The 23,462-nt window shown below is 50.5% G+C and carries 23 protein-coding genes and 1 pseudogene; 13 read left to right on the top strand and 11 right to left on the bottom strand.

What is annotated here, in order from left to right; all coding sequences use genetic code 11:
• Positions 1-68: 68 nt before the first annotated feature.
• Complete coding sequence (gene msrC / locus OGX80_RS20125) at positions 69-566, bottom strand: free L-methionine (R)-S-oxide reductase MsrC (RefSeq protein WP_012132036.1); 498 nt, start codon at positions 564-566, stop codon at positions 69-71.
• A 129-nt stretch (positions 567-695) separates the two neighbouring features.
• Between msrC and yebS the strand changes: the two genes are divergently transcribed.
• From yebS to OGX80_RS20100, 5 genes are all read left to right on the top strand, one after another.
• Entirely contained in the window at positions 696-1,979 is a 1,284-nt protein-coding gene (yebS, locus tag OGX80_RS20120) for a membrane integrity lipid transport subunit YebS (protein WP_115181547.1), read from the top strand.
• Positions 1,948-4,581 carry a PqiB family protein gene (locus OGX80_RS20115; RefSeq protein ID WP_115181546.1) on the top strand — a complete coding sequence of 878 codons (2,634 nt, stop codon included), beginning with the start codon at positions 1,948-1,950 and terminating at the stop codon, positions 4,579-4,581. Before yebS ends, OGX80_RS20115 begins: the two co-directional genes overlap by 32 nt.
• Positions 4,582-4,657: 76 nt before the next feature.
• Positions 4,658-6,097, top strand: a complete 1,440-nt coding sequence (gene rsmF / locus OGX80_RS20110) for a 16S rRNA (cytosine(1407)-C(5))-methyltransferase RsmF (RefSeq protein WP_115181545.1) — start codon at positions 4,658-4,660, stop codon at positions 6,095-6,097.
• 116 nt (positions 6,098-6,213) lie between these two features.
• Entirely contained in the window at positions 6,214-6,450 is a 237-nt protein-coding gene (locus OGX80_RS20105) for a YebV family protein (RefSeq protein WP_024130262.1), read from the top strand.
• 102 nt (positions 6,451-6,552) lie between these two features.
• Positions 6,553-6,744 (top strand): YdfD/YebW family protein, encoded by a 192-nt coding sequence (locus OGX80_RS20100; RefSeq protein ID WP_012132031.1) that lies wholly within the window; start codon positions 6,553-6,555, stop codon positions 6,742-6,744.
• On the opposite strand, the gene pphA is transcribed toward OGX80_RS20100, so the two are convergent.
• On the bottom strand, positions 6,745-7,407 hold the full coding sequence (gene pphA, locus OGX80_RS20095) for a protein-serine/threonine phosphatase (RefSeq protein WP_115182330.1): 663 nt from the start codon (positions 7,405-7,407) through the stop codon (positions 6,745-6,747).
• 247 nt (positions 7,408-7,654) lie between these two features.
• On the opposite strand from pphA, the gene OGX80_RS20090 reads away from it, so the two are divergent.
• The 3 genes from OGX80_RS20090 to OGX80_RS20080 all read left to right on the top strand — a co-directional run bounded on the left by OGX80_RS20090 (position 7,655) and on the right by OGX80_RS20080 (position 12,046).
• Positions 7,655-9,742, top strand: coding sequence for a TonB-dependent receptor (locus OGX80_RS20090; RefSeq protein WP_112002106.1), 2,088 nt, complete (start codon positions 7,655-7,657; stop codon positions 9,740-9,742).
• 369 nt (positions 9,743-10,111) lie between these two features.
• Entirely contained in the window at positions 10,112-10,303 is a 192-nt protein-coding gene (locus tag OGX80_RS20085; RefSeq protein WP_012132027.1) for a YlcI/YnfO family protein, read from the top strand.
• 666 nt (positions 10,304-10,969) lie between these two features.
• Positions 10,970-12,046: an acyltransferase family protein gene (locus OGX80_RS20080; protein WP_181898478.1), complete on the top strand. Its 1,077-nt coding sequence runs from the start codon at positions 10,970-10,972 to the stop codon at positions 12,044-12,046.
• Positions 12,047-12,452: 406 nt separating this feature from the next.
• On the opposite strand, the gene OGX80_RS20075 is transcribed toward OGX80_RS20080, so the two are convergent.
• The gene (locus OGX80_RS20075) at positions 12,453-13,550 is read right to left on the bottom strand and encodes an acyltransferase family protein (RefSeq protein WP_115182329.1); all 1,098 of its coding nucleotides are present in this window, start codon (positions 13,548-13,550) and stop codon (positions 12,453-12,455) included.
• 86 nt (positions 13,551-13,636) lie between these two features.
• On the opposite strand from OGX80_RS20075, the pseudogene OGX80_RS20070 reads away from it, so the two are divergent.
• A pseudogene (locus OGX80_RS20070) lies at positions 13,637-13,912 on the top strand (tyrosine-type recombinase/integrase); the annotation flags it as partial.
• Between the two features lie 389 nt (positions 13,913-14,301).
• Here the strand turns inward: OGX80_RS20070 and OGX80_RS20065 are convergent.
• From OGX80_RS20065 to yobA, 3 genes are read right to left on the bottom strand one after another with little or no spacing between them, the layout of a single operon-like run.
• Positions 14,302-14,640, bottom strand: a complete 339-nt coding sequence (locus OGX80_RS20065) for a YebY family protein (protein WP_012132024.1) — start codon at positions 14,638-14,640, stop codon at positions 14,302-14,304.
• Positions 14,641-14,656: 16 nt separating this feature from the next.
• Positions 14,657-15,532 carry a copper homeostasis membrane protein CopD gene (gene copD / locus OGX80_RS20060; RefSeq protein ID WP_115181541.1) on the bottom strand — a complete coding sequence of 292 codons (876 nt, stop codon included), beginning with the start codon at positions 15,530-15,532 and terminating at the stop codon, positions 14,657-14,659.
• Complete coding sequence (gene yobA, locus OGX80_RS20055; RefSeq protein WP_012132022.1) at positions 15,532-15,906, bottom strand: CopC domain-containing protein YobA; 375 nt, start codon at positions 15,904-15,906, stop codon at positions 15,532-15,534. Before yobA ends, copD begins: the two co-directional genes overlap by 1 nt.
• A gap of 140 nt (positions 15,907-16,046) precedes the next feature.
• Here yobA and OGX80_RS20050 point away from each other — a divergent pair, with 140 nt between their 5' ends.
• The 3 genes from OGX80_RS20050 to exoX all read left to right on the top strand — a co-directional run bounded on the left by OGX80_RS20050 (position 16,047) and on the right by exoX (position 17,725).
• Positions 16,047-16,277: a DNA polymerase III subunit theta gene (locus tag OGX80_RS20050; RefSeq protein WP_024130259.1), complete on the top strand. Its 231-nt coding sequence runs from the start codon at positions 16,047-16,049 to the stop codon at positions 16,275-16,277.
• Positions 16,278-16,382: 105 nt separating this feature from the next.
• Positions 16,383-17,039, top strand: coding sequence for a carbon-nitrogen hydrolase family protein (locus tag OGX80_RS20045; protein ID WP_024130258.1), 657 nt, complete (start codon positions 16,383-16,385; stop codon positions 17,037-17,039).
• Between the two features lie 23 nt (positions 17,040-17,062).
• Complete coding sequence (gene exoX / locus OGX80_RS20040) at positions 17,063-17,725, top strand: exodeoxyribonuclease X (RefSeq protein ID WP_012132019.1); 663 nt, start codon at positions 17,063-17,065, stop codon at positions 17,723-17,725.
• Here exoX and ptrB read toward each other — a convergent pair.
• The 4 genes from ptrB to yebG all read right to left on the bottom strand — a co-directional run bounded on the left by ptrB (position 17,707) and on the right by yebG (position 21,390).
• Complete coding sequence (gene ptrB, locus OGX80_RS20035; protein ID WP_115181540.1) at positions 17,707-19,782, bottom strand: oligopeptidase B; 2,076 nt, start codon at positions 19,780-19,782, stop codon at positions 17,707-17,709. The genes exoX and ptrB overlap by 19 nt on opposite strands.
• A gap of 86 nt (positions 19,783-19,868) precedes the next feature.
• Positions 19,869-20,528, bottom strand: coding sequence for a tellurite resistance TerB family protein (locus OGX80_RS20030; RefSeq protein ID WP_049008841.1), 660 nt, complete (start codon positions 20,526-20,528; stop codon positions 19,869-19,871).
• Positions 20,529-20,621: 93 nt separating this feature from the next.
• Positions 20,622-20,978, bottom strand: a complete 357-nt coding sequence (yebF, locus tag OGX80_RS20025) for a protein YebF (protein ID WP_047463192.1) — start codon at positions 20,976-20,978, stop codon at positions 20,622-20,624.
• 121 nt (positions 20,979-21,099) lie between these two features.
• The gene (gene yebG / locus OGX80_RS20020) at positions 21,100-21,390 is read right to left on the bottom strand and encodes a DNA damage-inducible protein YebG (protein WP_012132015.1); all 291 of its coding nucleotides are present in this window, start codon (positions 21,388-21,390) and stop codon (positions 21,100-21,102) included.
• Positions 21,391-21,522: 132 nt separating this feature from the next.
• Here yebG and purT point away from each other — a divergent pair, with 132 nt between their 5' ends.
• Positions 21,523-22,701, top strand: coding sequence for a formate-dependent phosphoribosylglycinamide formyltransferase (gene purT / locus OGX80_RS20015; RefSeq protein ID WP_071258714.1), 1,179 nt, complete (start codon positions 21,523-21,525; stop codon positions 22,699-22,701).
• A gap of 88 nt (positions 22,702-22,789) precedes the next feature.
• Here the strand turns inward: purT and kdgA are convergent, their stop codons facing one another.
• Complete coding sequence (gene kdgA / locus OGX80_RS20010) at positions 22,790-23,431, bottom strand: bifunctional 4-hydroxy-2-oxoglutarate aldolase/2-dehydro-3-deoxy-phosphogluconate aldolase (protein ID WP_012132013.1); 642 nt, start codon at positions 23,429-23,431, stop codon at positions 22,790-22,792.
• Between the last annotated feature and the right edge of the window lie 31 nt (positions 23,432-23,462).

Below are 23,462 nucleotides of genomic sequence, written 5' to 3'. Positions count from 1 at the left end.
AACAAGCCGCAGGCATGAACAGGCGTCATTATAATGACGCCATCAGTAATTGCTACGTTATCCGTTGATTATCCTGCAACGGTCGCAAAGAATTTTTTGTAATCCGTCGTTGCAAGCACGGTTTCAAGCCGCGCGACAAGCTCACGCAGGCCTTGCTCATCCTCTTCGGTAAAGCGGCCAAATACCGTGCTATCAATGTCCAGCACGCCGATTATCTGATTGTCTACCGTCAGAGGCAGCACAATTTCAGCATTGCTGGCGCTATCGCAGGCGATGTGTCCGTCAAACGCATGAACGTCCTCGATGCGCTGCACCTGGTTCTGCGCGACCGCCGTACCACAGACGCCGCGTCCAACCGGGATCCGCACACAGGCGAGTTTCCCCTGGAACGGCCCCAGCACCAGCGTGTCGTTTTCCAGCAGATAGAACCCCGCCCAGTTGACGCCCGAAAGGCGCTCAAACAGCAGCGCGCTGGTATTTGCCAGGGTAGCGAGAAAACTGGTTTCACCTGCCATTACTGCCTGAAAGTCGCGGTTAAGATCCGCGTATAGCTCTGTTTTGCTCATTATATAGTCACTTAGTTGTCTTACTCTAAAACTACAGCCTATTAAAATAAGCATTAAATGCGTTAATGCTCAAGATCATTCCCGTCATGAGTTAAGATTACATTAATCTAACACTTTGATTCACGATACATGGCCCTGAACACCCCGCGACTCACGCCAACAAAGAGAATAACGGTCTGGTCTATCAGTGAAGCGTTGCCCCGCGCCCATTATCAGCGCTGTCCCCAATGCGACATGCTGTTTAGCCTGCCGAAAATGCAATCGCACCAGAGCGCATATTGCCCGCGTTGCCAGGCCAAAATTCGCGATGGACGTGACTGGTCACTGACGCGTCTGGCGGCGCTGGCCGTTACGATGCTGCTGCTGATGCCCTTTGCCTGGGGCGAACCGCTATTGCGTATCTGGCTGTTAGGGGTGCGTATTGACGCCAACGTGATGCAGGGCATCTGGCAGATGACCAGGCAAGGCGATCCGCTTACGGCCGCCATGGTGCTCTTTTGCGTGGCGGGCGCGCCGTTAATTCTGGTCACCGCCATTGCTTATCTATGGTTCGGTAATATTCTCGGCATGAATCTGCGTCCGGTATTGCTGATGCTGGAGAGGCTCAAAGAGTGGGTGATGCTCGACATTTATCTGGTCGGTATCGGGGTCGCCTCGATCAAAGTGCAGGATTACGCCTTCCTGCAACCCGCCCTGGGGCTTTACGCCTTTGTGGCGCTGGTGATCCTCAGTATTCTGACGCTGTCGCATCTCAATGTGGAGCAACTCTGGGAGCGCTTTTACCCACAACGCCCCGCCCGACGCCCGGACGAAAAACTTCGCGTCTGTCTCGGATGCCACTTCACCGGTTATCCTGACTCACGGGGACGTTGCCCCCGTTGCCATATCCCGCTACGCCTGCGCAGAAATCAGAGCATACAGAAATGCTGGGCGGCGCTGCTGGCCTCTGTCGTCCTGCTGCTGCCCGCAAACCTGATGCCGATATCCATTATTTACGTGAATGGCGGGCGTCAGGAGGACACGATTTTATCGGGCATTATGTCGCTGGCGAACAGCAATATCGCCGTGGCGGCCGTGGTCTTTATCGCCAGTATTCTGGTGCCATTTACCAAAGTTATTGTGATGTTTACACTGCTGCTCAGCATCCATTTCAAATGTGAGCAAGGGTTGCGTACGCGCATCCTGTTACTGCGGATGGTGACCTGGATCGGCCGTTGGTCCATGCTGGATCTCTTTGTTATTTCGTTAACGATGTCGCTGATTAATCGCGATCAGATACTCGCTTTTACTATGGGACCGGCTGCGTTTTATTTCGGCGCAGCGGTAATATTGACTATTCTTGCAGTGGAATGGCTGGATAGCCGCTTACTTTGGGATGCACATGAGTCAGGAAACGCCTGCTTCGCCGACTGAAGCGCAGATAAAAACAAAACGTCGTATTTCCCCTTTCTGGCTGCTGCCGTTTATCGCGTTGATGATCGCAGGCTGGCTGATTTGGGGAAGTTATGAAGATCGCGGCAACACCGTGACGATCGACTTTATGTCGGCGGATGGCATTGTTCCGGGGCGGACGCCTGTGCGCTACCAGGGCGTTGAAGTGGGTACGGTGCAGGACATCAGCCTGAGTAAAGACCTGCGCAAGATAGAAGTGCGCGTCAGTATTAAGTCAAACATGAAAGATGCCTTGCGCGAGGAGACCCAGTTCTGGCTGGTGACGCCAAAAGCGTCGCTGGCGGGCGTTTCGGGTCTGGACGCGCTGGTCGGCGGGAACTATATCGGCATGATGCCCGGCAAAGGGGCCGAGAAAGATCACTTTGTCGCGCTTGATACCCAGCCGAAATACCGTCTGGACAACGGCGACCTGATGATCCATCTTCACGCGCCTGACCTCGGCTCTCTTAACAGCGGGTCGCTGGTCTATTTCCGCAAAATTCCGGTGGGTCGGGTATATGACTATGCCATCAATCCCAACAAACAGGGCGTCACCATTGACGTACTGATTGAGCGTCGCTTCACCAGCCTGGTGAAAAAAGGCAGCCGTTTCTGGAATGTCTCCGGCGTCAATGCGGATGTCAGCCTTAGCGGCGCGAAGGTGAAGCTGGAGAGCCTGGCGGCGCTGGTAAATGGCGCAATCGCGTTTGACTCGCCCGACGATTCGCAGCCTGCAACCGCAGATGACGCATTTGGCCTCTACGAAGATTTAGCCCATAGCCAGCGCGGCGTCATCGTCAAACTTGAACTTCCCGGCGGCGACGGCCTGAAAGCCGACTCCACGCCGCTGATGTATCAGGGGCTTGAAGTGGGCGAGCTCACCAAATTAACGCTCAACCCCGGCGGGAAAGTCACGGGCGAAATGACGGTTGACCCCAGCGTGGTAACACTCCTGCGTGATAAGACGCGTATTGAGCTGCGCGGTCCAAAGCTGTCGCTGAGCGATGCCAGTATCAGTTCGCTTTTGACCGGCAAAACGTTTGAACTGGTGCCAGGCGAAGGCGAACCGCGCAGTGAATTCGTCGTGGTGCCTGGCGAAGAAGCCCTGCTCCATGAACCAAATGCGCTGACGTTAACCCTGACCGCCCCGGAAAGCTACGGTATCGACGCCGGTCAACCGCTGGTTCTGCATGGCGTGCAGGTAGGCCAGGTCATTGAACGTAAGTTATCCAGTAAAGGCGTTGCGTTCACGGTGGCTATCGATCCGCAACATCGCGCCTTGATTCAGGGTGACAGCAAATTTGTCGTCAACAGTCGCGTGGATATCAAAGTCGGTCTCGACGGCGTGGAGTTTCTCGGCGCCAGCGCCAGCGAGTGGGTGAGCGGCGGCATTCGTATTTTGCCCGGCACAAAAGGCGAAATGAAATCCAGCTACCCGCTGTACGCCAATCTGGAAAAGGCCGTGGAAAACAGCCTCAGCGACCTCCCCACGACCACGGTGAGCCTCACTGCTGAAACGCTCCCGGATGTACAAACGGGGTCAGTGGTGCTGTACCGTAAGTTTGAGGTAGGTGAAGTAATCACCGTGCGCCCACGCGCTAACGCCTTTGATATCGATCTGCATATCAAACCGGAATACCGCAACCTGTTAACCAGCAACAGCGTATTCTGGGCGGAAGGCGGGGCGAAGGTACAGCTTAACGGCAGCGGCCTGACCGTACAGGCCTCTCCCCTGTCGCGTGCGCTGAAAGGCGCTATCAGTTTCGATAACCTGAGCGGCGCAAGCGCCAGCCAGCGTAAAGGCGACAAACGAATACTCTACGCCTCGGAAACCGCCGCCCGCGCGGTGGGTGGGCAAATCACCCTGCACGCTTTTGACGCCGGTAAACTCGCGGCGGGTATGCCGATTCGTTATCTCGGCATCGACATCGGCCAGATCCAGACGCTGGAGCTGATTACCGCGCGCAATGAGGTTCAGGCGAAAGCGGTGCTCTACCCGGAGTATGTCCAGACTTTTGCCCGAAGCGGTACGCGTTTCTCGGTGATCACGCCGCAAATCTCCGCTGCAGGCGTGGAGCATCTCGATACGATTTTGCAGCCCTACATTAACGTGGAGCCCGGACGCGGCAATCCGCGTCGTGATTTCGAATTGCAGGAAGCAACCATTTCCGACTCGCGCTATCTCGATGGTCTGAGCATCGTCGTGGAAGCTCCTGAGGCAGGTTCGCTGAACATCGGCACGCCAGTGCTGTTCAGAGGTATCGAAGTGGGCACGGTAACGGGCATGACGCTGGGTTCGCTGTCTGACCGCGTGATGATTGCCATGCGCATCAGCCAGCGTTATCAGCATCTGGTGCGTAATAACTCCGTCTTCTGGCTGGCCTCCGGCTACAGTCTGGACTTTGGCCTGACCGGCGGCGTGGTGAAAACCGGCACCTTCAATCAATTCATTCGCGGCGGCATCGCGTTTGCAACCCCGCCAGGGACGCCGCTGGCGCCGAAAGCACAGGCGGGTAAACACTTCCTGCTGCTGGAAAGCGAACCGAAAGAGTGGCGCGAATGGGGCACCGCCCTGCCACGTTAACTCCCCCGCTCCGGCGTGCTCGCGCCGGAGCATTTATGCTACACTGCGCGCCTGTTTTATTGCCGGTGGTACCCAAGTGGCTCAACACGCTGTTTATTTCCCTGATGCCTTTCTGACGCAAATGCGCGAAGCAATGCCTTCGACACTCTCTTTTGACGATTTCCTCGCCGCCTGCCAGCGCCCGTTACGTCGCAGCATTCGCGTGAATACGCTAAAAATTTCTGTGACCGACTTTCTTGCCCTGACGGCGCCCTATGGCTGGTCGCTGACGCCTGTTCCCTGGTGCGAGGAAGGTTTCTGGATCGAACGCGATGATGAAGAATCGTTGCCGCTGGGCAGCACCGCCGAACATCTGAGCGGCCTGTTTTATATTCAGGAAGCCAGCTCAATGTTGCCGGTCGCCGCGCTGTTTGCTGAAGGGAATACGCCGGAACGCATTATGGATGTTGCTGCCGCGCCGGGTTCGAAAACCACCCAGATTGCCGCGCGGATGAATAATCAGGGCGCCATTCTGGCGAATGAATTCTCCGCCAGCCGGGTCAAAGTGCTGCACGCCAACATCAGCCGCTGTGGGATCAGTAATGTTGCCCTGACCCATTTTGATGGCCGCGTCTTCGGCGCCGCGCTCCCGGAGACATTCGACGCTATCTTGCTGGACGCGCCCTGTTCAGGTGAAGGCGTGGTGCGCAAAGATCCCGATGCGCTTAAAAACTGGTCTGTCGAAAGCAACCTGGATATTGCCGCCACACAGCGGGAACTTATCGACAGCGCATTTCACGCTCTGCGCCCTGGCGGTACGCTGGTCTACTCCACCTGCACGCTAAATCGCGAGGAGAATGAGTCCGTCTGTTTGTGGCTGAAAGAGACCTACCCGGAAGCGGTTGAATTTCTGCCTTTAGGCGATCTGTTCCCGGAGGCGGAGCGCGCGCTGACGGCAGAGGGGTTTTTACACGTTTTCCCGCAGATTTACGACTGCGAAGGTTTCTTTGTCGCCCGTTTGCGTAAAACCGCAGCCATTCCCCCGCTTCCCGCGCCTGGCTATAAGGTCGGCAAGTTTCCGTTCGCGCCGATGAAGGGGCGTGAGGCGACGCAAATCACTCAGGCGGCTAACGCCAGTGGACTTCAGTGGGGAGAAAACCTGCACCTCTGGCAGCGAGATAAAGAGGTGTGGTTATTCCCGGCAGAGATTGAAGCGCTGATCGGAAAAGTCCGCTTTTCCCGCCTGGGCATAAAACTGGCGGAAAGCCATAATAAAGGTTATCGCTGGCAGCATGAAGCGGTGATCGCCCTCGCCGATCCACATCATGCCAACGCATTCGAGCTGTCTCATCAGGAGGCGGAAGAGTGGTATCGGGGGCGGGATGTCTACCCGCAAACCGCGCCGTCTGCCGATGATGTGCTGGTCACGTTCCAGCATCAGCCCATTGGTCTGGCGAAACGGATTGGTTCCCGGTTGAAGAACAGTTACCCACGCGAACTGGTTCGCGATGGCAAACTCTTTACCGGTAACGACTGAAAGCGGTCAAAAATAGCGCACTTTTTTACTGGCGCTTTTGCTGAAGTTGGCTACGCTGAAATTTGGGCGATCAAACTGGTCGTACCACAATCAGCGAACTAACGGAGAGCACGATGATGAAAACCAGTGTGCGCATTGGCGCTTTTGAAATCGACGATGCCGAGTTACATGGCGAATCGCCGGGGGACCGAACGTTAAGCATTCCCTGTAAATCCGACCCAGATTTATGTATGCAACTGGATGCCTGGGATGATGAAACCAGCATTCCCGCCATTTTAAACGGAGAGCACTCTGTTCTATTCCGCACCCGTTACGATCGTAAGTCCGATGCCTGGGTCATGCGTCTTGCCTGACTCAAAAAGAACCCGTCGCCAGACGGGTTATTTATTTCACCCTTTCCCCCTTGCGACAACCTCTCCTACACTATCGATACGGCAGGACAATTTGAGGATGGAATGTTCGCACTGGTACTTTTTGTTTGCTACCTGGACGGCGGCTGTGAGGACATTGTGGTGGATATCTACAATACTGAACAGCAGTGCCTGTATTCGATGGACGACCAGCGGATTCGTCACGGCGGCTGTTTTCCGGTCGAAGACTTTATTGACGGCTTCTGGCTACCTGCTCGCCAGTACAGTGATTTTTAATTACTGAAGTTGAACCAACGTCAGTTCCCCGCCAAATACCGCGCCGGTATCAATATAGTGCAAATTATCGATATCAACGCGATGACGCAGCGGCGTATGACCAAACCAGAAATGATCGGCCCCGGCAATGCCGTTTCCCTGACCCGCATGCCGCTCGCTCAACCGGGAACGACGCCATAGCACCTGGTGTAAATCCACCTCTTTTTGCCAGGCATAGACCTGATGCGGATAATCAGCATGCGCCACAACATGCATGCCGTTCTGGCAGTGCAATTCCAGAATCCAGGGTAAACGCTGACAGTCGTCGAGCGCTTTTCTTGCCAGGCGCTGCTGGTTTGCCGACAATGCGGCAAACCAGTCGCCGCCGTTCATAAACCATAACGACAACTGCGAGGCGGCCAGCGCGTCTAACGCCATCTGCTCGTGATTCCCTCTGACGGCAACCACCCACCGTTTGTGCAGAAGTTCCAGACACCGCAAGCTGTCAGGCCCACGGTCGATCACATCCCCCACCGACACCAGCAGATCCTGCCACGGATCAAACCGACACTGTCGTAGTTTCTCCATCAACTGCGAAAAACAGCCGTGGAGGTCGCCGACAATCCAGACATGCCGCCACTGACTCCCCTCAATTTTCTGATAGACGTTTTCCGGCTGTTTCATTGGTTCACCATCAGTAAAAATGAACCTGACATACTTAACCATAGCAGGAAATCTTCAGTCGCAGGCCACCCCTCCTGAGACCATTAATCATTTTTATAGCAATAATTTAACCTGCAATAATTCTTGTTGATTTCAATAAAATCATATAAATGCCAACTTATGTAAAAGTGTAATGATAATTATTTTTATTATCATTTTCATGCATTATCTTATTGACTTTGCTTTTTTTAACAAAGGAAGTTCGATAATGCGTATTAAACCTCTCGCTTCACTTGTCTTATCTTGTCTGGGCGCCACAAGTTTTAATGTTTTTGCAGAAGATGTCATGGTCGTCACCGCATCGGGATACGAGAAAAAGATCACCAATGCGGCAGCCAGTGTTTCTGTTATTTCACAACAAGAATTACAGACCAATAAATATAATGATCTTGGCGATGCTCTCAGGGCCGTTGAGGGAGTGGACGTTGAAAGCAGTACCGGAAAAACAGGGGGGCTTGAAATAAGTATTCGTGGGATGCCTGCCAGTTATACCCTTATTCTTATTGACGGTATTCGTCAGAATGGAACATCAGATGTAACACCGAATGGCTTTTCTGCAATGAATACCAGTTTTATGCCTCCACTTTCAGCCATTGAACGTATAGAGGTTATACGCGGGCCCATGTCTACACTTTATGGGTCAGACGCCATTGGCGGCGTGGTGAATATTATTACCAAAAAAAGCACCGATAAGTGGAGCACGGCCATTAATACGGGAGTGAACCTACAGGAAAGTAATAAATGGGGAAACAGCACAACCGCAAATTTCTGGTCAAGCGGTCCCCTGGTGCCTGGCTCGCTGGATATGCAGGTTCGTGGAAGCACAACCCAGCGACAAGGCTCCAGCATTACATCACTGAGCGACACCGCAGAAACACGCGTTCCTTATCCCACTGAGTCGCAAAACTACAACATCGGCGCGAGATTTGACTGGAAAGCCAGCGCAAACAATACGCTATGGATGGATCTCGACACATCCCGACAGCGTTATGATAACAGCGACGGTCAGCTTGGTAGCCTCACGGGCGGATATGATAAAACGCTCCGCTATGAGCGCAATAAAGTGACGTTAGGACATGACACCGCCTTAACGTTTGGTACATGGAAATCGTCTCTTAACTGGAATGAGACAGAAAACAAAGGACGGCAGCTGGTTTCCTCCGCTCTGACGCCCGATCAAGCCTGGAGAGCGGGTGACGATCGTGAACTGAAAAATACCAATGTTATTCTCAACTCGGTGCTTCTCACACCGCTGGGAGAATCACATTTACTGACGGTGGGTGGCGAATACTGGGACGCACGAATGAAAGATGGCGTCGTTCTGGCCAGTTCAGGTGAAAAGTTCCATCAAAAAAGCTGGGCGACTTACCTTGAAGATGAGTGGCATATCCTGGATTCTCTGGCGTTTACCGTAGGGAGTCGCTATGAACATAACGACGTATTCGGCGGTCATTTCAGTCCTCGTGGCTATCTGGTCTGGGATATGACAGATGAATGGACGCTCAAAGGGGGAATCACAACCGGTTATAAAGCGCCTTCTCTTAGCCAGTTACATAACGGCATCAGCGGTGTTTCTGGTCAGGGAACAATCAATACCGTCGGTAATCCAGATTTAAAACCTGAAGAAAGCACCAGTTATGAAACCGGACTTTATTACGATAATGGCAATGGGTTCAATGCCAATATAACCGGATTCTACACTGAATATCGCAATAAAATTGTTTCTTATTCGATTGATGACAATACCAGTAGCTATACCAATAGCGGAAAAGCGCGTACCGATGGTGTCGAATTTGCAACATCGTTCCCGCTCTGGTTGGATAATTTGAGCCTGTCGCTCAACTATACCTATACTCAGAGCAAACAGAAAGATGGAGATAATAAAGGCGCACCACTCAGCTATACACCAAAACATATGGCAAATGCCCGCGTTAACTGGCAGGCGACAGATGATTTAAATGCCTGGCTTAGCGCCCGCTATCGCGGTAAAGCGCCCCGCTTTACTCAAACCTATGACAATCTCAGTGCGGTACAGCAGAAAGTGTATGATGACAAAGGCGCAAATCTAAAAGCATGGACAGTGCTGGATATGGGGTTATCTTATAAACTGACTAAAGATTTAACCCTGAATACCGCCGTCAATAACGTACTGGATAAAGACTTTAGCGACGTCAAATTATATCAATCTGGCCGTTCCAGCACCTATGCCGGTGATTATTTCCAGACAGCGCAGTCAACGACCGGATACGTTATTCCAGGTCGCAACTACTGGATGTCTTTAAACTATCAGTTCTAATAATACAGCAAGCGTCCATACACTCCGTATGCGGCGCTTGCTTATCTTTTTGTGAGTATAAACAGCCCAAAAACACACGGATATTAATTAATAAATATCTACCCTCACAATATGAATTACCCAATAAAATCAATCTGATTATCATTATCGCACATCTTGAAAAGATTCCAGGCATTAAAAAATAGAGAATAGTCACTGAACAACCCCACTCTTCAATGTGGTATCGCTAAGGCATTCTTTGTTGCGACGCAATTCACAACCAGGAAACCTCGCCATCATCACCGTTGATTTCATTGATGTAAATCAATTCCCTTCATGCGTAGTTACGCGAAAGTAACAGTGATGTGAATTAGTTGCGAGAAGCACCTTATGTCGATAAAGAACTTTACAGGCAAAACAGTGATAAAAAACATCCGTTTTTCATACAGTTTGCTGAAACAAATAGAGCAAGTGATGGCGAAGGAAAAAACCAGCAATTTTTCTGCATGGGTAAAAGAAGCATGTCGTGAAAAAGCCCTGAATTCCAGTACGCCCAAAGACGTAAATAGAAACAAAAATTAACTCTTTATAGCTACGACCAAAATGAAAAGATGCTTATTTATTAGTAAATACACCTTTATCCTGATATCTATTGGGAATGTTATCTATTTCATTTTGAATTATCACGCATTAGACGCGGTGCTGATCATACTGTTTTATGTCGCTCTGATTTTTACCCCCGTCATCCTCATCCTGCGCGCCTTCTGTGCACAGCATGAGTAACTCATCGAGCATGATTCATAAACGTTCATCCATGTAAACCTGGCTTCACACGGCACTCTGACGCACAAAAATTAACATACCAATCAAAAAACCCTGGACGCACTCGGTACAAATAATCAGGAAATTCATCCCCCCTGCAAATCAAGCATATGCCAGCTTTTTCAGATATACTCTGGAAAATTCACCTCTAACCTGAAGAGGCTACCAGCAGTGTTATGCCCTTCATTAGGGAAAATGTTTGAAGAGGCTAATATATGAACAGTTTCGGAATTCCCCCCCCTTACGCAACGTCGGTTGGTAGTCTTTTGTAAGTTGGGAGATTGACTCGCTATGCTGTATCTCGCTTCCTTCGTCTGTTTTTTTCACTAAGGAGAAATAACTCTCTTTCTGTCCACAAGAAAAATGATATTCTTATCATACACATTAAAATTAGTACATTATTTGAGCTATTTTTTGGATTATGGAATGAAAACACTGAATAACAATTATCTTTCGCGATTAGATCATTTACGTTTTTTCGCAGCAGCATTAGTTATAATTTATCATTGTAGAGGGTTTCTAAAATTCAATAATGAATTATCAGGATTTGTTGATTTAGTGAAACTGTGGATCACAGGAGGGAATAGTGGCGTTAGCCTATTTCTTGTGTTATCAGGCTTTCTTTTTTGTGTAATATCAAACGCTGGAAACAAAAACATATCTTATGGTAGTTTCCTTAAAAATAGAGTATTACGCATAGCACCAATGACTGTACTATTATGCTTTATCGCTATAAGTGTTAATCGCGTAAACTCAGATCCAATGGATATACTGCGAATCCTTACCCTGCAATTAAATACTGGACATGCGACAACCGGATGGGGTCAGCAATACTATCCAATTGGGCAAATTTGGACAATCGCAGTTGAATTCCAGTTTTATTTGTTGTTTCCATTCATTGCTATTTTTATGAAGAATGATGGAATAAAAACATTGTTAGGCATGATCGCCGTCATGCTCATGATTAAATATTCACTTGTTACCTTTAAAGGTGCTCCTATATACGGTATTTTTTATCACACTATCATCGGCAGAATGGACCAATTTTTAATAGGAATGATCGCTGGTTTTATCTACTTAAAAAAACAAAACACTAGTCTATCACTGGCTGCTGTCATTCTGGTTATAGCACTAGCCGGATTAACCATTGTTCTTTATCTAAATAAACAGGCTATCCCTGATTTTGTAACGTTTAGTCTAACTATTGAAGCAATATTATGGTCGCTTGTTATCTATTCTTATTGTACCGCCACATTCAGCATTAATCAGCGTATTGATGCAACTTTAGCTTACCTCGGTGGACTTAGTTTCTCAATGTATCTATTGCACCTACCAATTTATTATATTCTGCAAAGAAAGCTAATACCAATGGATACTAATATAACAATGCATTTAGTTAAGGTGATTTTGGTAGTGATACCTGTAACAATTATGGTATCTGCAATAACATATGCTTATGTAGAAAAACCATTCCTTAAATTACGAGTAAGATATGTAAAATAATGTAACAGGGGGGCTTCTGCCCCCCAGAACCGAGTGGTCACAGCAACAACTCACTTCATTTCAATATATCTTAATCAGCAAGTAATATTCCAAAATAAGAAGAGTAAACCTTGACGTTACTCTGGTAACCATCATAAAACCCTCTTAATATTCCTCAACCAGAGGGAAAAACAGATATCGATATGTGCACCAGTAAACATAAAACAAGGGATCCTGATTCTTTACATCCTATCAATAATATAATTTAATAGTTAAAACATTAACTATGGTTGATATACATCAATTACTTGAGATAAAAACAGTGATGTTTTTTCATTTAAAACCTAACACATTAATTACTAAACAAAAAAACATTTCACTATAAAACCAATAGGACAGATAATCTATTCTTTCTAACAATGATTAACTACTGGATGTCTGACGGAAATGTTACTGACTGTTTCCTTTCAATAAACGTGAGGCGTTTTACTATGTTAATTGCTGGTTTCTCAATGTATACAAACACGAGCCATGATAATGCAAGCAAAACAGGAGTAAAGACAAATACAAAAAAGGCGAACCCAATTTCTTTAGATGAAATATTTAACAAAGCCCAGATATATTTGTTTACTATGATAAAAAATATCCCATGAAGAAGGTAAACAGGATATGAAACATCCCCAAGGAAACTAAGTAATTTTGTGATGCTGTTTTGTGTGTTGACCCGCAAATTCAGCAATGCATAACATGTAGCAAGAATGAGTCCAGTGATACAGAGTCGATTCCATTCGCTGATAATTGTTATTTGATCTCCGCGAACAGGGTACAGAATGAAGGCAATGCAGGAGATAAGCAGTAAAGCCCACATCAGTTTTTGATTCTTACTGAAACCGAATGTGTACGTAAGCCAGGCCAAAACTATGCCAGACGAAAAGAGAAATGCCTGATTAAACGGATGAATATAAGCTACCCACTGAGCGCCAAGTGTATGATATGGAGAGATGACAACGAAGCAATAATAAATATACACATACATTATCACTGCATTAGCTAATAGAAAGAACTTTTTAAATGGCGCAATAACAATTAATGCAGGAAAGAACAAGTAAAATACGACCTCATTACCAATAGACCAACCACCTGTAACAATATATTTAGAAAAATCAGCAATACCAAAAGTTAAAAATATGTTATGCCAAATTTCAGTATTGGTAAATTTGAGAGGTCGGTTTTCATATGCAGCATAACAAAACGTCAGAGCGAGGGCTATCCAGTACACTGGAGCCAATCGACCAAAACGACGTACAAAGAATGACAGTATTGATGTTGTTGTCCATTTAGTTGATTTGTAAGAAATATACATCGACATCCCACTAATCACAAAAAATACAGACACACCATAAACACCTAATTTGCCGAGAAGAGTCTCAGATGGCGGTGTTCCTATTGTCCACGCAGTAAGATGATAAAATAAAATTGAGAGAGCCATCAGTCCCCTCATGTAGTCAATGGTGTGAATCCGCATCCAGAAAGGCCTCAGAATCCTACTTATGATGATCGTTTTCTGAAGTTTACAGCATCTCCGTAAACCCGTCATTTTCATTAACCACTGACTTCCTCATCAGCGCCGGGGTCAGGAAGGACAGTCAGGACGGAAGGATTCACCCGGACGGACTAACCAAGAAATTTGTAGCCGCCAGAAAACTGGCTGGCGTGGAGTTCAGTGACAATCCCCCCACTTTTCACGAAATCCGCAGTTTATCTGGAAGGCTGTATAAAGACGCGTACGGCGAGGAGTTTGCACAGAAGCTTCTGGGTCATACTTCAGAAGCCACTACGAAGATGTACCTTGATGAGCGTGATGAAAAAGCATACATGATGCTCTGATTTTCTGTTTAAAAAATGTTAAGTCAGGTTTTGTTGTGGTATAACGGAAAAAGACCGGAATATAGAAATTCGGAAAAATTTCGGAAAATTTCGGATCTAACCTTTTAACTCGCTGATTTAAAAGGAAAATAAAAAGAGACCGAATACGATTCCTGTATTCGGTCCAGGGAAATGGCTCTTGGGAGAGAGCCGTGCGCTAAAAGTTGGCATTAATGCAGGCTAAGTCGCCTTGCCCTTTAAGAATAGATGACGACGCCAGGTTTTCCAGTCCACGACGAAAGTGGCCGGTAAAAAACGACCGTTGTCAGCCGCAACAACGAAAAAACCGCAAGTTCCTCTGCATGAGGCTTGCGGTTTTTTATTGGAAATCAGAAAGATACTTCTGGTAATTAGCAGAGCTTTTCCGCGCGTTCAATAAACGGCGCCAGGCTCATTTTTTCACCCGGTTTTGCCGGATCGTCAATCTGAATGACGGTGATAGCCTGCGCGTTGGTTTTGCCGCTTGCAACTTGCTGCTCTGCAACATCGTTCAGCGGGTATTGCACCAGCGTGCTCGGGTTGATGACATACAGGGCATGGCCCGGTCGGCAGGTCAGCATCACCTCTTCGCGGTTAAACGCCCACTTGTCTTTACCCACTTCAAAGCGGCTCACGGTGATAACCTGAGGCGCCGCCAGCGCAGCGCCTGAACTTGCCAACAATAGCAGAGAGAGAATCATTTTTTTCATGAGTTTTGCCAGTCCATCAGAAGGGTTCCAGGGTTGCGAACAGGCTGACAATCGCCAGCACAACGGCTCCAATTCCCCATTCAATCTGAGTCATCCAGATAAACCAGAGATTCGCGCGGCGATTTTCCTGCCGCATACGTGGTACGAGAACATACCGGTTCGTTAGCGCAATTGCCACCATTAGCAGGACAAGGACACATTTTAACAAAAGAAACTGCCCGTACGCGGTATGCCAGGGGGCGGAAAACCCCGTAATAAAAAGCACATTTGCGATGCCGGTGCACAATACGCCCGCGACAAACAGATGACCATAGCGGGAGAAACGCATCATTGTTTCGATGGCCTGTTGTCGCCAGCGACCTTGCGCCATGCGCATACAGTAGATAACCGGCAGCAGGCCGCCAAACCAGGCCGCAGCGCACACCAGATGAGTCGCATGGTTAATCTGCTGTACCGCGCCCACCACGCCATCATTCAGCGTGGCGTGGCCAACGCCTGCCAGCAACATAAACTGGGCAACCATCAGGATGAGCAGCAGACGCGGTAAATTTCTCGGCACAACCAGCGTCATGGCCAACGTGACAAGCGCGAGAATAATCTGCCACAGCCATACGCCGCCAAATTGGGTCTGTAAAACTGCGCCCCATATCGAAACCGAGATCACGTCCTGCCAGCCCGCCCCCATTAGTCCACCCTGGATCGCCAGCATCAGCGTCGCGCTGACAAAGCTCCACACGGCAGCGTGCTGTTGCAGGCGCAGAAAGCGGCGCGTCATCAGGCGACGAACAGAAACCGGCGCCAGCCACGCGCCATATAACGCGCAGCCAAACACCAGCATCATGGCGCTAAAATGGATAAAGCGAAGCGCTACCCAGGTAAACGTCAGCATGATTACTTCACGCTAAAGGTGTATTGCCCTTTTGTCTTATGACCGTCAACCGACACCACATGCCAGTTAACCGTATAGGTTCCGGGATTAAGCGTCTGATCCAGAGGAATAATGAGCTGTTTCGCATCCTGCTCATTGCGCTTCGCAGGCCGCGTTTTGATGCTTTCCTGCTTTGGCCCGGTCAGCGTCGCCCCGCTGAAGCCAGGCTCAATGCCTTCGGAGAAATTCAGCGTCAATGCCTGCGGCGCGGCAGTCACCTCAGCGTCAGCCGCCGGGTATTGATGCGTCAGATGCGCATGTGCCCAGGCCGCAGGCGCCGCCAGCGTTGAGGCGAGGAAAAGGAGAGCATAGCGCAAAGAAGGTGCAGTAGAAGCCATATCAATTATTCCTTTTTGTTATGTCTGATTTACAGAGAATAACCTTCTATAATGGTCGAGTCGAGAATCATCATTTCCGGCTTGCCATTGAGGCGCACTCTTAGTAACTTTTGCGCGCCATTGATGATAAGGAGAAGCGTATGCAAACGAACCTGGCTCAACTTGAACAAGCTGACATGGATAAGATCAACGTTGACCTGGCCGCAGCCGGTGTGGCGTTTAAAGAGCGTTACAATATGCCCGTCGTGGCAGAAGTCGTTGAGCGTGAACAGCCAGAACACCTGCGCGAATGGTTTCGTGAACGTCTGATTGCCCACCGTCTGGCGTCGGTTTCCCTGTCACGCTTACCTTACGAACCGAAAGTTAAATAAACTTATATAGCGTTACACTTCCTTACACATGAGTTGCTACAGTATAAGTACATTCTTAAACTAAGATTTAAGGATGATTGTAGACACTATGAAAAGGAAATCATTATGTCACACTGGAAAATCGCGGCGGCGCAGTATGAACCACCTCGCGCCACGCTGGCAGAACATGTCGCGCACCATCTGCAATTTGTTGAGATTGCTGCCAGCCAGCAATGCGAACTCCTGGTATTCCCTTCCCTGTCGTTAACCGGATGCAACGATACGGCGCAGGCGCTCCCTGTCCCGCCCGATGAGTCCTTATTACAGCCGCTTGCTTATGCGGCATCCGCGTACCGCATGACGATTATTGCCGGGCTGCCGGTTGAGCATAACGGCCAGTTAGTCAGAGGCATTGCCATTTTCGCCCCCTGGGTGACATCGCCGCTGATCTTTCATCAAAGCCACGGCGCCTGCGTGGCCCGCCACCGGAAAACGATAAGCGTGATGGATGAGCAGCCGGAAGGCATTGATATCGATCCCGCCTTTTCGTTATTCACCACCAGCCAGTGCGTCAGCGAACATGATTTATTTACCTCCACCTCCCGGCTGCAACGTTTTTCGCATCGCTTCGCCATTGCCGTGTTGATGGCAAACGCCGGAGGCAGCAGCGCGCTATGGGATGAAAGCGGCCAGCTCATTGTCCGCGCGGACAGCGGTTCTCTGTTGTTAACAGGTCAGCATACGACACGGGGTTGGCAAGGCGATATCATTCCATTACGCTAGGTGTTTTCGGTCGGGAGCACCCCATGTTGCGAGTTATAGATACGGAAACCTGCGGACTACAGGGCGGGATTGTTGAGATTGCCTCTGTCGATGTGGTGGCGGGGAGAATTGTCAATCCAATGAGCCATCTGGTTCGTCCCGACCGCCCCATCAGCCCACAGGCGATGGCGATTCACCGTATCAGTGAATCGATGGTTGCCGATAAACCCTGGATCGAAGATATCATTCCGCTCTATCACGGAAGCGAATGGTATGTCGCGCATAACGCCAGTTTCGACCGGCGTGTGCTGCCAGAGATGCCGGGAGAGTGGATTTGTACCATGAAGCTGTCCCGCCGGTTATGGCCGGGGATCAAATACAGCAACATGGCGCTCTACAAATCCCGTAAGCTAAGCGTGCAAACACCGCCCGGCCTTCATCATCACCGCGCATTGTATGACTGCTATATCACGGCGGCATTGCTGATCGATATTATGAACACGTCAGGCTGGACGGCGGAACAAATGGTCGACATTACCGGACGCCCGGCCCTGTTAACGACATTTACGTTTGGCAAATATCGCGGCAAAGCCGTTTCTGAAGTCGCCGAGCGCGATCCGGGCTATCTGCGCTGGTTGTTTAATAACCTTGACAACATGAGCCCGGAGCTACGTTTAACGCTTAAACACTATCTGAGCGACGCCTGAGCGCCTGCCTGCCCTGGCAACGTGCCCTGAGCGAGACCAATCAGAAAAGCGAATTCCAGCGCCACTCCCTCATACGCTTTAAAACGCCCGGACTTCCCGCCATGCCCGGAATCCATATCCGTACACAGCAACAGCAGGTGGTCATCCGTTTTCAGTTCGCGCAGTTTAGCGACCCATTTGGCGGGTTCCCAGTATTGCACCTGCGAATCATGTAACCCGGTGGTAACCAGAAGATGCGGATAGTCCTGCGCGGTGACGTTGTCGTACGGACTGTAGCTTTTCATATACGCGTAGTATTCCACATCCTGCGGATTTCCCCACTCTTCGAACTCTCCCGTGGTTAAAGGGATAGATTCATCAAGCATTGTCGTCAGGACGTCAACAAACGGCACCTGCGCGATGACGCCATGAAAAAGTTCAGGACGTTCGTTAATCGCGACGCCCATCAACATGCCGCCCGCGCTGCCGCCCATGCCATAGCAAAATGAAGGCGAGCCGTAGCCCAGTTTCAGCAACGCGTCGCAGGCATCAAGATAGTCATTAAACGTATTTTTCTTTTTCAGAAACTTACCGTCTTCATACCACTGATGACCTAACTCACCGCCGCCGCGAACATGCACGATGGCGTAAACAAACCCGCGATCCAGCAAACTTAACCGACTGCTGCTGAAATCGGCATCCATGCTGGCGCCATAGGAACCGTAGCCGTAGACAAGCAGCGGATTTTGCCCCTTGCGGAAATGTTTTCGATGGTAAACCAGCGAAACCGGAACCTCTACGCCATCCCGGGCGACAATCCACAGGTGCTCGCTCTGATAATTCGCAGCGTCAAATCCCGGCACATCCGTTTGTTTGAGCACGCGCCGCTCGCCGGTATCCATATCCAGCTCAAACAAGGTGTCCGGCGTCGTCATCGATGAATAACCATAACGTAAGCGGGACGTTTCCGGTTCAGGGTTATAGGCAAGCCAGGTGACGTAGGCCGGATCGTCGAACGCAATCCCCGTAACTTCACGCGTTTTACGGTTAATCTGCCGCAGGCTGGTCAAACCACGCTGGCGTTCTTCCACCACCAGCCAGTCGGTAAAAAGGGTAAACCCTTCCAGCATGATGCTCTCGCGCGGCGCAATCAGCTCTTCCCAGGCATTTTCATCACGTACCCGGCTACGATACAGACCAAAGTTTTTTCCGTGGCGATTGGAACGCAGATAAAACTTATGCTGGTAATGATCGAGACTGTATTCATGATCTTTACGCCGTGGTAAAAACGAGAAGGGTTCCGCATCGGCCAGTTCAGCATCCAGCAACAGCACTTCACTGGTGGTCGCACTGGCAAGATGGATCACCACATAATGCTGAGAGGTGGTTTTGTGCAAACTGACGTAAAAAGCGTCGTCCTTTTCTTCATAGACCAGTTGATCCTGCGTGGCCGGCGTGCCCACGGTATGGCGCCATACCTGGTAAGGCAGCAACGTGGTGCTGTGTTTACGCACGTAGTAAAGCGTCAGCGAATCATTCGCCCAGACAAACTCTGGCGCTACGTTATCCAGCAGTTCCGGGTACCAGTTACCGCTTTCAAGATTACGAAAACGCAGCCCATACTGACGACGGGAAAGATAATCTTCCGCCAGCGCCATGATGGTGTTGTCCGGCGTAATGGCCATTCCACCGAGGGTATAAAACTCGCTGTGGGCCGCTCGCTGATTCGCATCCAGCAATAAATCCCACGCATCCGACTCTTCACTTCGCGCCGGCTGGCGTTGGTAAATAGCATATTCACACCCTGGCTCATAAATCTGCCGGTAGCGATAACCATTTTTGACGTAAGGTGCGGAAACATCTCTGGGCGGAATGCGATCGATAATCTCTTTCAGCACGCGATCCTGTAACGCCTGCTGTGACGCCATGACCTGATGTCCATAGGCGTTTTCCTGATGCAGATAGTCAAGGACATCAGGCTGCGAGCGGGAGTCGTCTCGCAGCCAATAATAGTTATCGACACGGGTGTCGCCATGCAACGTCATGGTGTGCGGAATACGGGTGGCTTTTGGTAGCATGTCTTTGTTCTTTTGTCTTTAAACACCCTATAAGGGTGGCAAAAGTCACGCACGATGCAAGCGAAACATGCTACGCAGGGGTTACGTTAGCCTGGCAGAGCCTGCTTTTGCTGTTGCAGATCCTGCTCGATGCCGTCCCGCACATCCTGAGGAATTTTCAGCGCATCGCCCAACGCATTCAGATAACTGCGCTCCATAAAATGGTCGATATCAATGGCGGCACAGCTCAGGAAGTAGATTTCCAGCGCCTCTTCCTCATTACGGATACCTTGCGCCAGACGCTGCGGATCGAGCGGCTGTTCAATCGCCTGTTCGATAAGCACACGTCCCTGCTCTTCCACCCCAGCTTCGCGCAACTGGCGTTCGATGGCTGCACGCTCCTGGCTATCAATATGCCCGTCGCTTTTCGCCGCAAACACCAGGGCGAGGATCAACCGCTCGGTTCGTTGGTCTAGCGGCGAACTCTGCGCGCCGAATTGCGGCTCATCCTGATGCGCAGCACGTACCCTCTCTTTGTATTTGTTCCATAAGACGGTGCCTGCCACCGCGCCTCCGCCAACCAACAGGGCGCTGGTGCCATATTTAGTCAGTAACTTACGGGAAGATTTATTGGCGACCAGTAAACCGGCCAGACCGCCTAACGCGCCGGGAACCAGCAGTTTACTCAGCCCTTGTTCGCCTGAAGAAGATGCAGAGGCTCCGTTTTGCCCGAGAAGAGATTGTAATTGGTTTAGCCAGTTAGCCATTTTACCCCTCAAATACAAACGATGAATCGTCAAAGCGTACTTGAGGGGATGTCAGGAAGTGTCTAATTCAGCAAAAGATGCGCAAATTTGCCATTAGCGGGGCTGGTATTCCGCGGTTCCGGCTTTGCAATCAACCTTTACCAGATAATGAAGATCGGCACTTTTCCCGCGAACAGTCAGAGGAACCGTCCAGTTACCCTCTTTGCCGGTAATATCCTGAGTGTTGACCCACACTACCGGATTCGCCTGTCCGACCTTTTTTTGGTCATCAGCCCAACGTACGATACGGTTTTGCTGATAATCGCGCTTCACGCTGGCGGCGATCCCATCAGCGTTCAGCCCTTCACAGGTCGGGAATTTCACCGATTTGCTGGCCGTATCGGCAGCGAAGACCGATACGCTGGCGGACAACAACAGCAGGCTCAACAGCGCTCCTCTTTTTTTATTCATACTTTTTCTCCTTATATCTCCTTCGTCTTTCAGGCTGCATGTTTGCAACGCGAAATCCACGGGCATAGCACAATGATTCAGGAAAAAGCATGGTACAAAACGTCAGGAGCGCAAGTCAGACTCAGGCCGCTTGCGTGTCATCCTCCGTCGTCGCATCGCTTTTAACCACCTGCGGCGACGGCAATTTGCCGGTTTTCAGGATCGTGCTCAATACGTCTTTTTGTTCAGCCAGCCACAGAGAAAGCGCTTCGCGCTGTTCGTCTTCCATCGCTACCGGAGACTGCTCAAGCCATGTGTCGAGCAGGTCTGCCGTATCAAGCATTTTGTCATACGCATCGGCGTCCTTTTTGCTGGTAAACGACATTTTTTCCTCACCTTCCCGAATGACCACGTATTTAACTTCAACCGCCATTTTTGCAGCCTCTCAATTACCTGTAATTATGTACAGTATATTACTTTTCAGTAATGAAATCAACCTGGCAATAAAGACAGACGCAAACGTTTTCGTATATACTGCGCCCAGTTAAATCAGGGGATATATTTTATGACGTTATTAGGCACCGCGCTGCGTCCGGCGGCTACGCGCGTAATGTTATTGGGTTCAGGCGAACTGGGAAAAGAAGTGGCGATCGAATGCCAACGCCTGGGTGTGGAAGTTATCGCGGTGGATCGTTACCCGGATGCGCCAGCGATGCACGTCGCCCACCGTTCACACGTCATCAATATGCTGGATGGCGAAGCGCTGCGCCGCGTGGTTGAACGCGAAAAGCCGCATTTCATTGTGCCGGAAATTGAAGCTATCGCGACGGACATGCTGGTAGAACTGGAGCAGGAAGGACTGAATGTGGTGCCTTGCGCCCGGGCGACGCAACTGACGATGAACCGTGAAGGCATCCGTCGTCTGGCGGCAGAAGAGCTGGCGTTGCCGACCTCTTCTTTCCGTTTTGCCGACAGCGAAGAACGTTTTCGCGAGGCGGTGGCGGAGATCGGTTTTCCCTGCATTGTGAAGCCGGTGATGAGCTCTTCCGGTAAAGGACAGAGTTTCATCCGTAGCGCCGACCAACTGTCGCAGGCATGGGAATATGCCCAGCAGGGCGGCCGCGCTGGCGCAGGGCGCGTGATTGTCGAAGGCGTGGTTAAATTCGATTTTGAAATCACTCTGCTGACCGTCAGCGCCATAGACGGCGTCCATTTTTGCGCCCCTGTCGGCCATCGTCAGGAAGACGGCGATTATCGTGAATCCTGGCAACCGCAGCAGATGAGCGATCTGGCGCTGGCGCGCGCGCAGGAGATCGCCCGCAAGGTTGTTCTGGCGTTAGGCGGCTATGGGTTATTTGGCGTCGAGCTTTTTGTCTGCGGCGATGAGGTGGTCTTTAGCGAAGTCTCCCCGCGACCGCATGATACCGGCATGGTGACGTTGATTTCGCAAGATCTGTCAGAGTTTGCCCTGCACGTTCGCGCTTTCCTCGGCCTGCCCGTGGGCGAAATTCGTCAGTATGGCCCTGCCGCGTCCGCCGTTATTTTACCGACGCTCACCAGTCAGAATGTAACGTTTGATAATGTACAAGCGGCCGTCGGAGCGGGTTTACAGGTGCGGTTCTTCGGCAAGCCGGACATCGACGGAACTCGTCGGTTAGGCGTCGCGCTGGCGACAGCGGAACGCGTCGAAGAGGCCGTTGAGCGTGCAAAATACGCGGCGGCGCAGGTGAAAGTCGCGGGGTAAAAAAATGCCGGATGGCGCTGCGCTTATCCGGCCTACAACCCTATAAAACGTAGGCCCGGTAAGCGTCGGCGCCACCGGGCATTTGGGCTTACTGTTTCGCGCCTTCTACCGCTTCGCGAGCCAGTTTCGTGATGCGATCATAGTCCCCCGCTTCCAGCGCGTCAGCCGGAACCAGCCAGGAACCCCCGATACACAGAACGCTTTTCAGCGCCAGGTAGTCACGGTAGTTCGCCGGAGAGATACCGCCAGTCGGGCAGAAGCGTACCTGAGAGAACGGACCTGCGATCGCCTGCAACGCTTTGGTGCCGCCGTTAGCTTCCGCCGGGAAGAATTTGAACTCTTTCAGGCCGTAGTCCATACCCAGCATCAGTTCGGAAACAGTGCTGATACCTGGAATCAGCGGAATGGTGCCTTCGGTCGCCGCTTTCAGCAGAGGCTCCGTCAGGCCCGGGCTGATAGCAAACTGCGCGCCCGCTTCCGTCACTTCCGCCAGCTGTTGCGCGTTCAGAACCGTACCCGCACCGATGATCGCTTCCGGCACTTCTTTCGCGATAGCGCGGATGGCATCCATCGCACACGCGGTACGTAAAGTCACTTCCAGAACGCGCACACCGCCTGCAACCAGCGCTTTTGCCATCGGCACCGCGTGTTCCAGTTTGTTCACCACGATCACCGGTACAACCGGGCCTGTGGTCAGGATTGCTTCTGCACTTGTTTTCCAGTTTTTCATCAGAGTTTTCTCTCGCCTGAGTACAAAATTT

The organism is Citrobacter sp. CK194, from assembly GCF_030333395.1.
Classification (GTDB): Bacteria; Pseudomonadota; Gammaproteobacteria; order Enterobacterales; family Enterobacteriaceae; genus Citrobacter_B; species Citrobacter_B koseri.
The sequence above is the reverse complement of the archived record's forward strand: the minus strand, read 5'-3'. Positions and strand labels throughout refer to the sequence as shown.

Coding starts and splice junctions, on each gene's coding strand:
- msrC (WP_012132036.1), bottom strand. CDS start 566: ATGAGCAAAACAGAGCTATACGCGGATCTTAACCGCGACTTTCAGGCA.
- yebS (WP_115181547.1), top strand. CDS start 696: ATGGCCCTGAACACCCCGCGACTCACGCCAACAAAGAGAATAACGGTC.
- OGX80_RS20115 (WP_115181546.1), top strand. CDS start 1,948: ATGAGTCAGGAAACGCCTGCTTCGCCGACTGAAGCGCAGATAAAAACA.
- OGX80_RS20105 (WP_024130262.1), top strand. CDS start 6,214: ATGAAAACCAGTGTGCGCATTGGCGCTTTTGAAATCGACGATGCCGAG.
- OGX80_RS20100 (WP_012132031.1), top strand. CDS start 6,553: ATGTTCGCACTGGTACTTTTTGTTTGCTACCTGGACGGCGGCTGTGAG.
- pphA (WP_115182330.1), bottom strand. CDS start 7,407: ATGAAACAGCCGGAAAACGTCTATCAGAAAATTGAGGGGAGTCAGTGG.
- OGX80_RS20090 (WP_112002106.1), top strand. CDS start 7,655: ATGCGTATTAAACCTCTCGCTTCACTTGTCTTATCTTGTCTGGGCGCC.
- OGX80_RS20085 (WP_012132027.1), top strand. CDS start 10,112: ATGTCGATAAAGAACTTTACAGGCAAAACAGTGATAAAAAACATCCGT.
- OGX80_RS20080 (WP_181898478.1), top strand. CDS start 10,970: ATGAAAACACTGAATAACAATTATCTTTCGCGATTAGATCATTTACGT.
- OGX80_RS20075 (WP_115182329.1), bottom strand. CDS start 13,550: ATGCGGATTCACACCATTGACTACATGAGGGGACTGATGGCTCTCTCA.
- OGX80_RS20065 (WP_012132024.1), bottom strand. CDS start 14,640: ATGAAAAAAATGATTCTCTCTCTGCTATTGTTGGCAAGTTCAGGCGCT.
- yobA (WP_012132022.1), bottom strand. CDS start 15,906: ATGGCTTCTACTGCACCTTCTTTGCGCTATGCTCTCCTTTTCCTCGCC.
- OGX80_RS20050 (WP_024130259.1), top strand. CDS start 16,047: ATGCAAACGAACCTGGCTCAACTTGAACAAGCTGACATGGATAAGATC.
- OGX80_RS20045 (WP_024130258.1), top strand. CDS start 16,383: ATGTCACACTGGAAAATCGCGGCGGCGCAGTATGAACCACCTCGCGCC.
- exoX (WP_012132019.1), top strand. CDS start 17,063: ATGTTGCGAGTTATAGATACGGAAACCTGCGGACTACAGGGCGGGATT.
- ptrB (WP_115181540.1), bottom strand. CDS start 19,782: ATGCTACCAAAAGCCACCCGTATTCCGCACACCATGACGTTGCATGGC.
- OGX80_RS20030 (WP_049008841.1), bottom strand. CDS start 20,528: ATGGCTAACTGGCTAAACCAATTACAATCTCTTCTCGGGCAAAACGGA.
- yebF (WP_047463192.1), bottom strand. CDS start 20,978: ATGAATAAAAAAAGAGGAGCGCTGTTGAGCCTGCTGTTGTTGTCCGCC.
- yebG (WP_012132015.1), bottom strand. CDS start 21,390: ATGGCGGTTGAAGTTAAATACGTGGTCATTCGGGAAGGTGAGGAAAAA.
- purT (WP_071258714.1), top strand. CDS start 21,523: ATGACGTTATTAGGCACCGCGCTGCGTCCGGCGGCTACGCGCGTAATG.
- kdgA (WP_012132013.1), bottom strand. CDS start 23,431: ATGAAAAACTGGAAAACAAGTGCAGAAGCAATCCTGACCACAGGCCCG.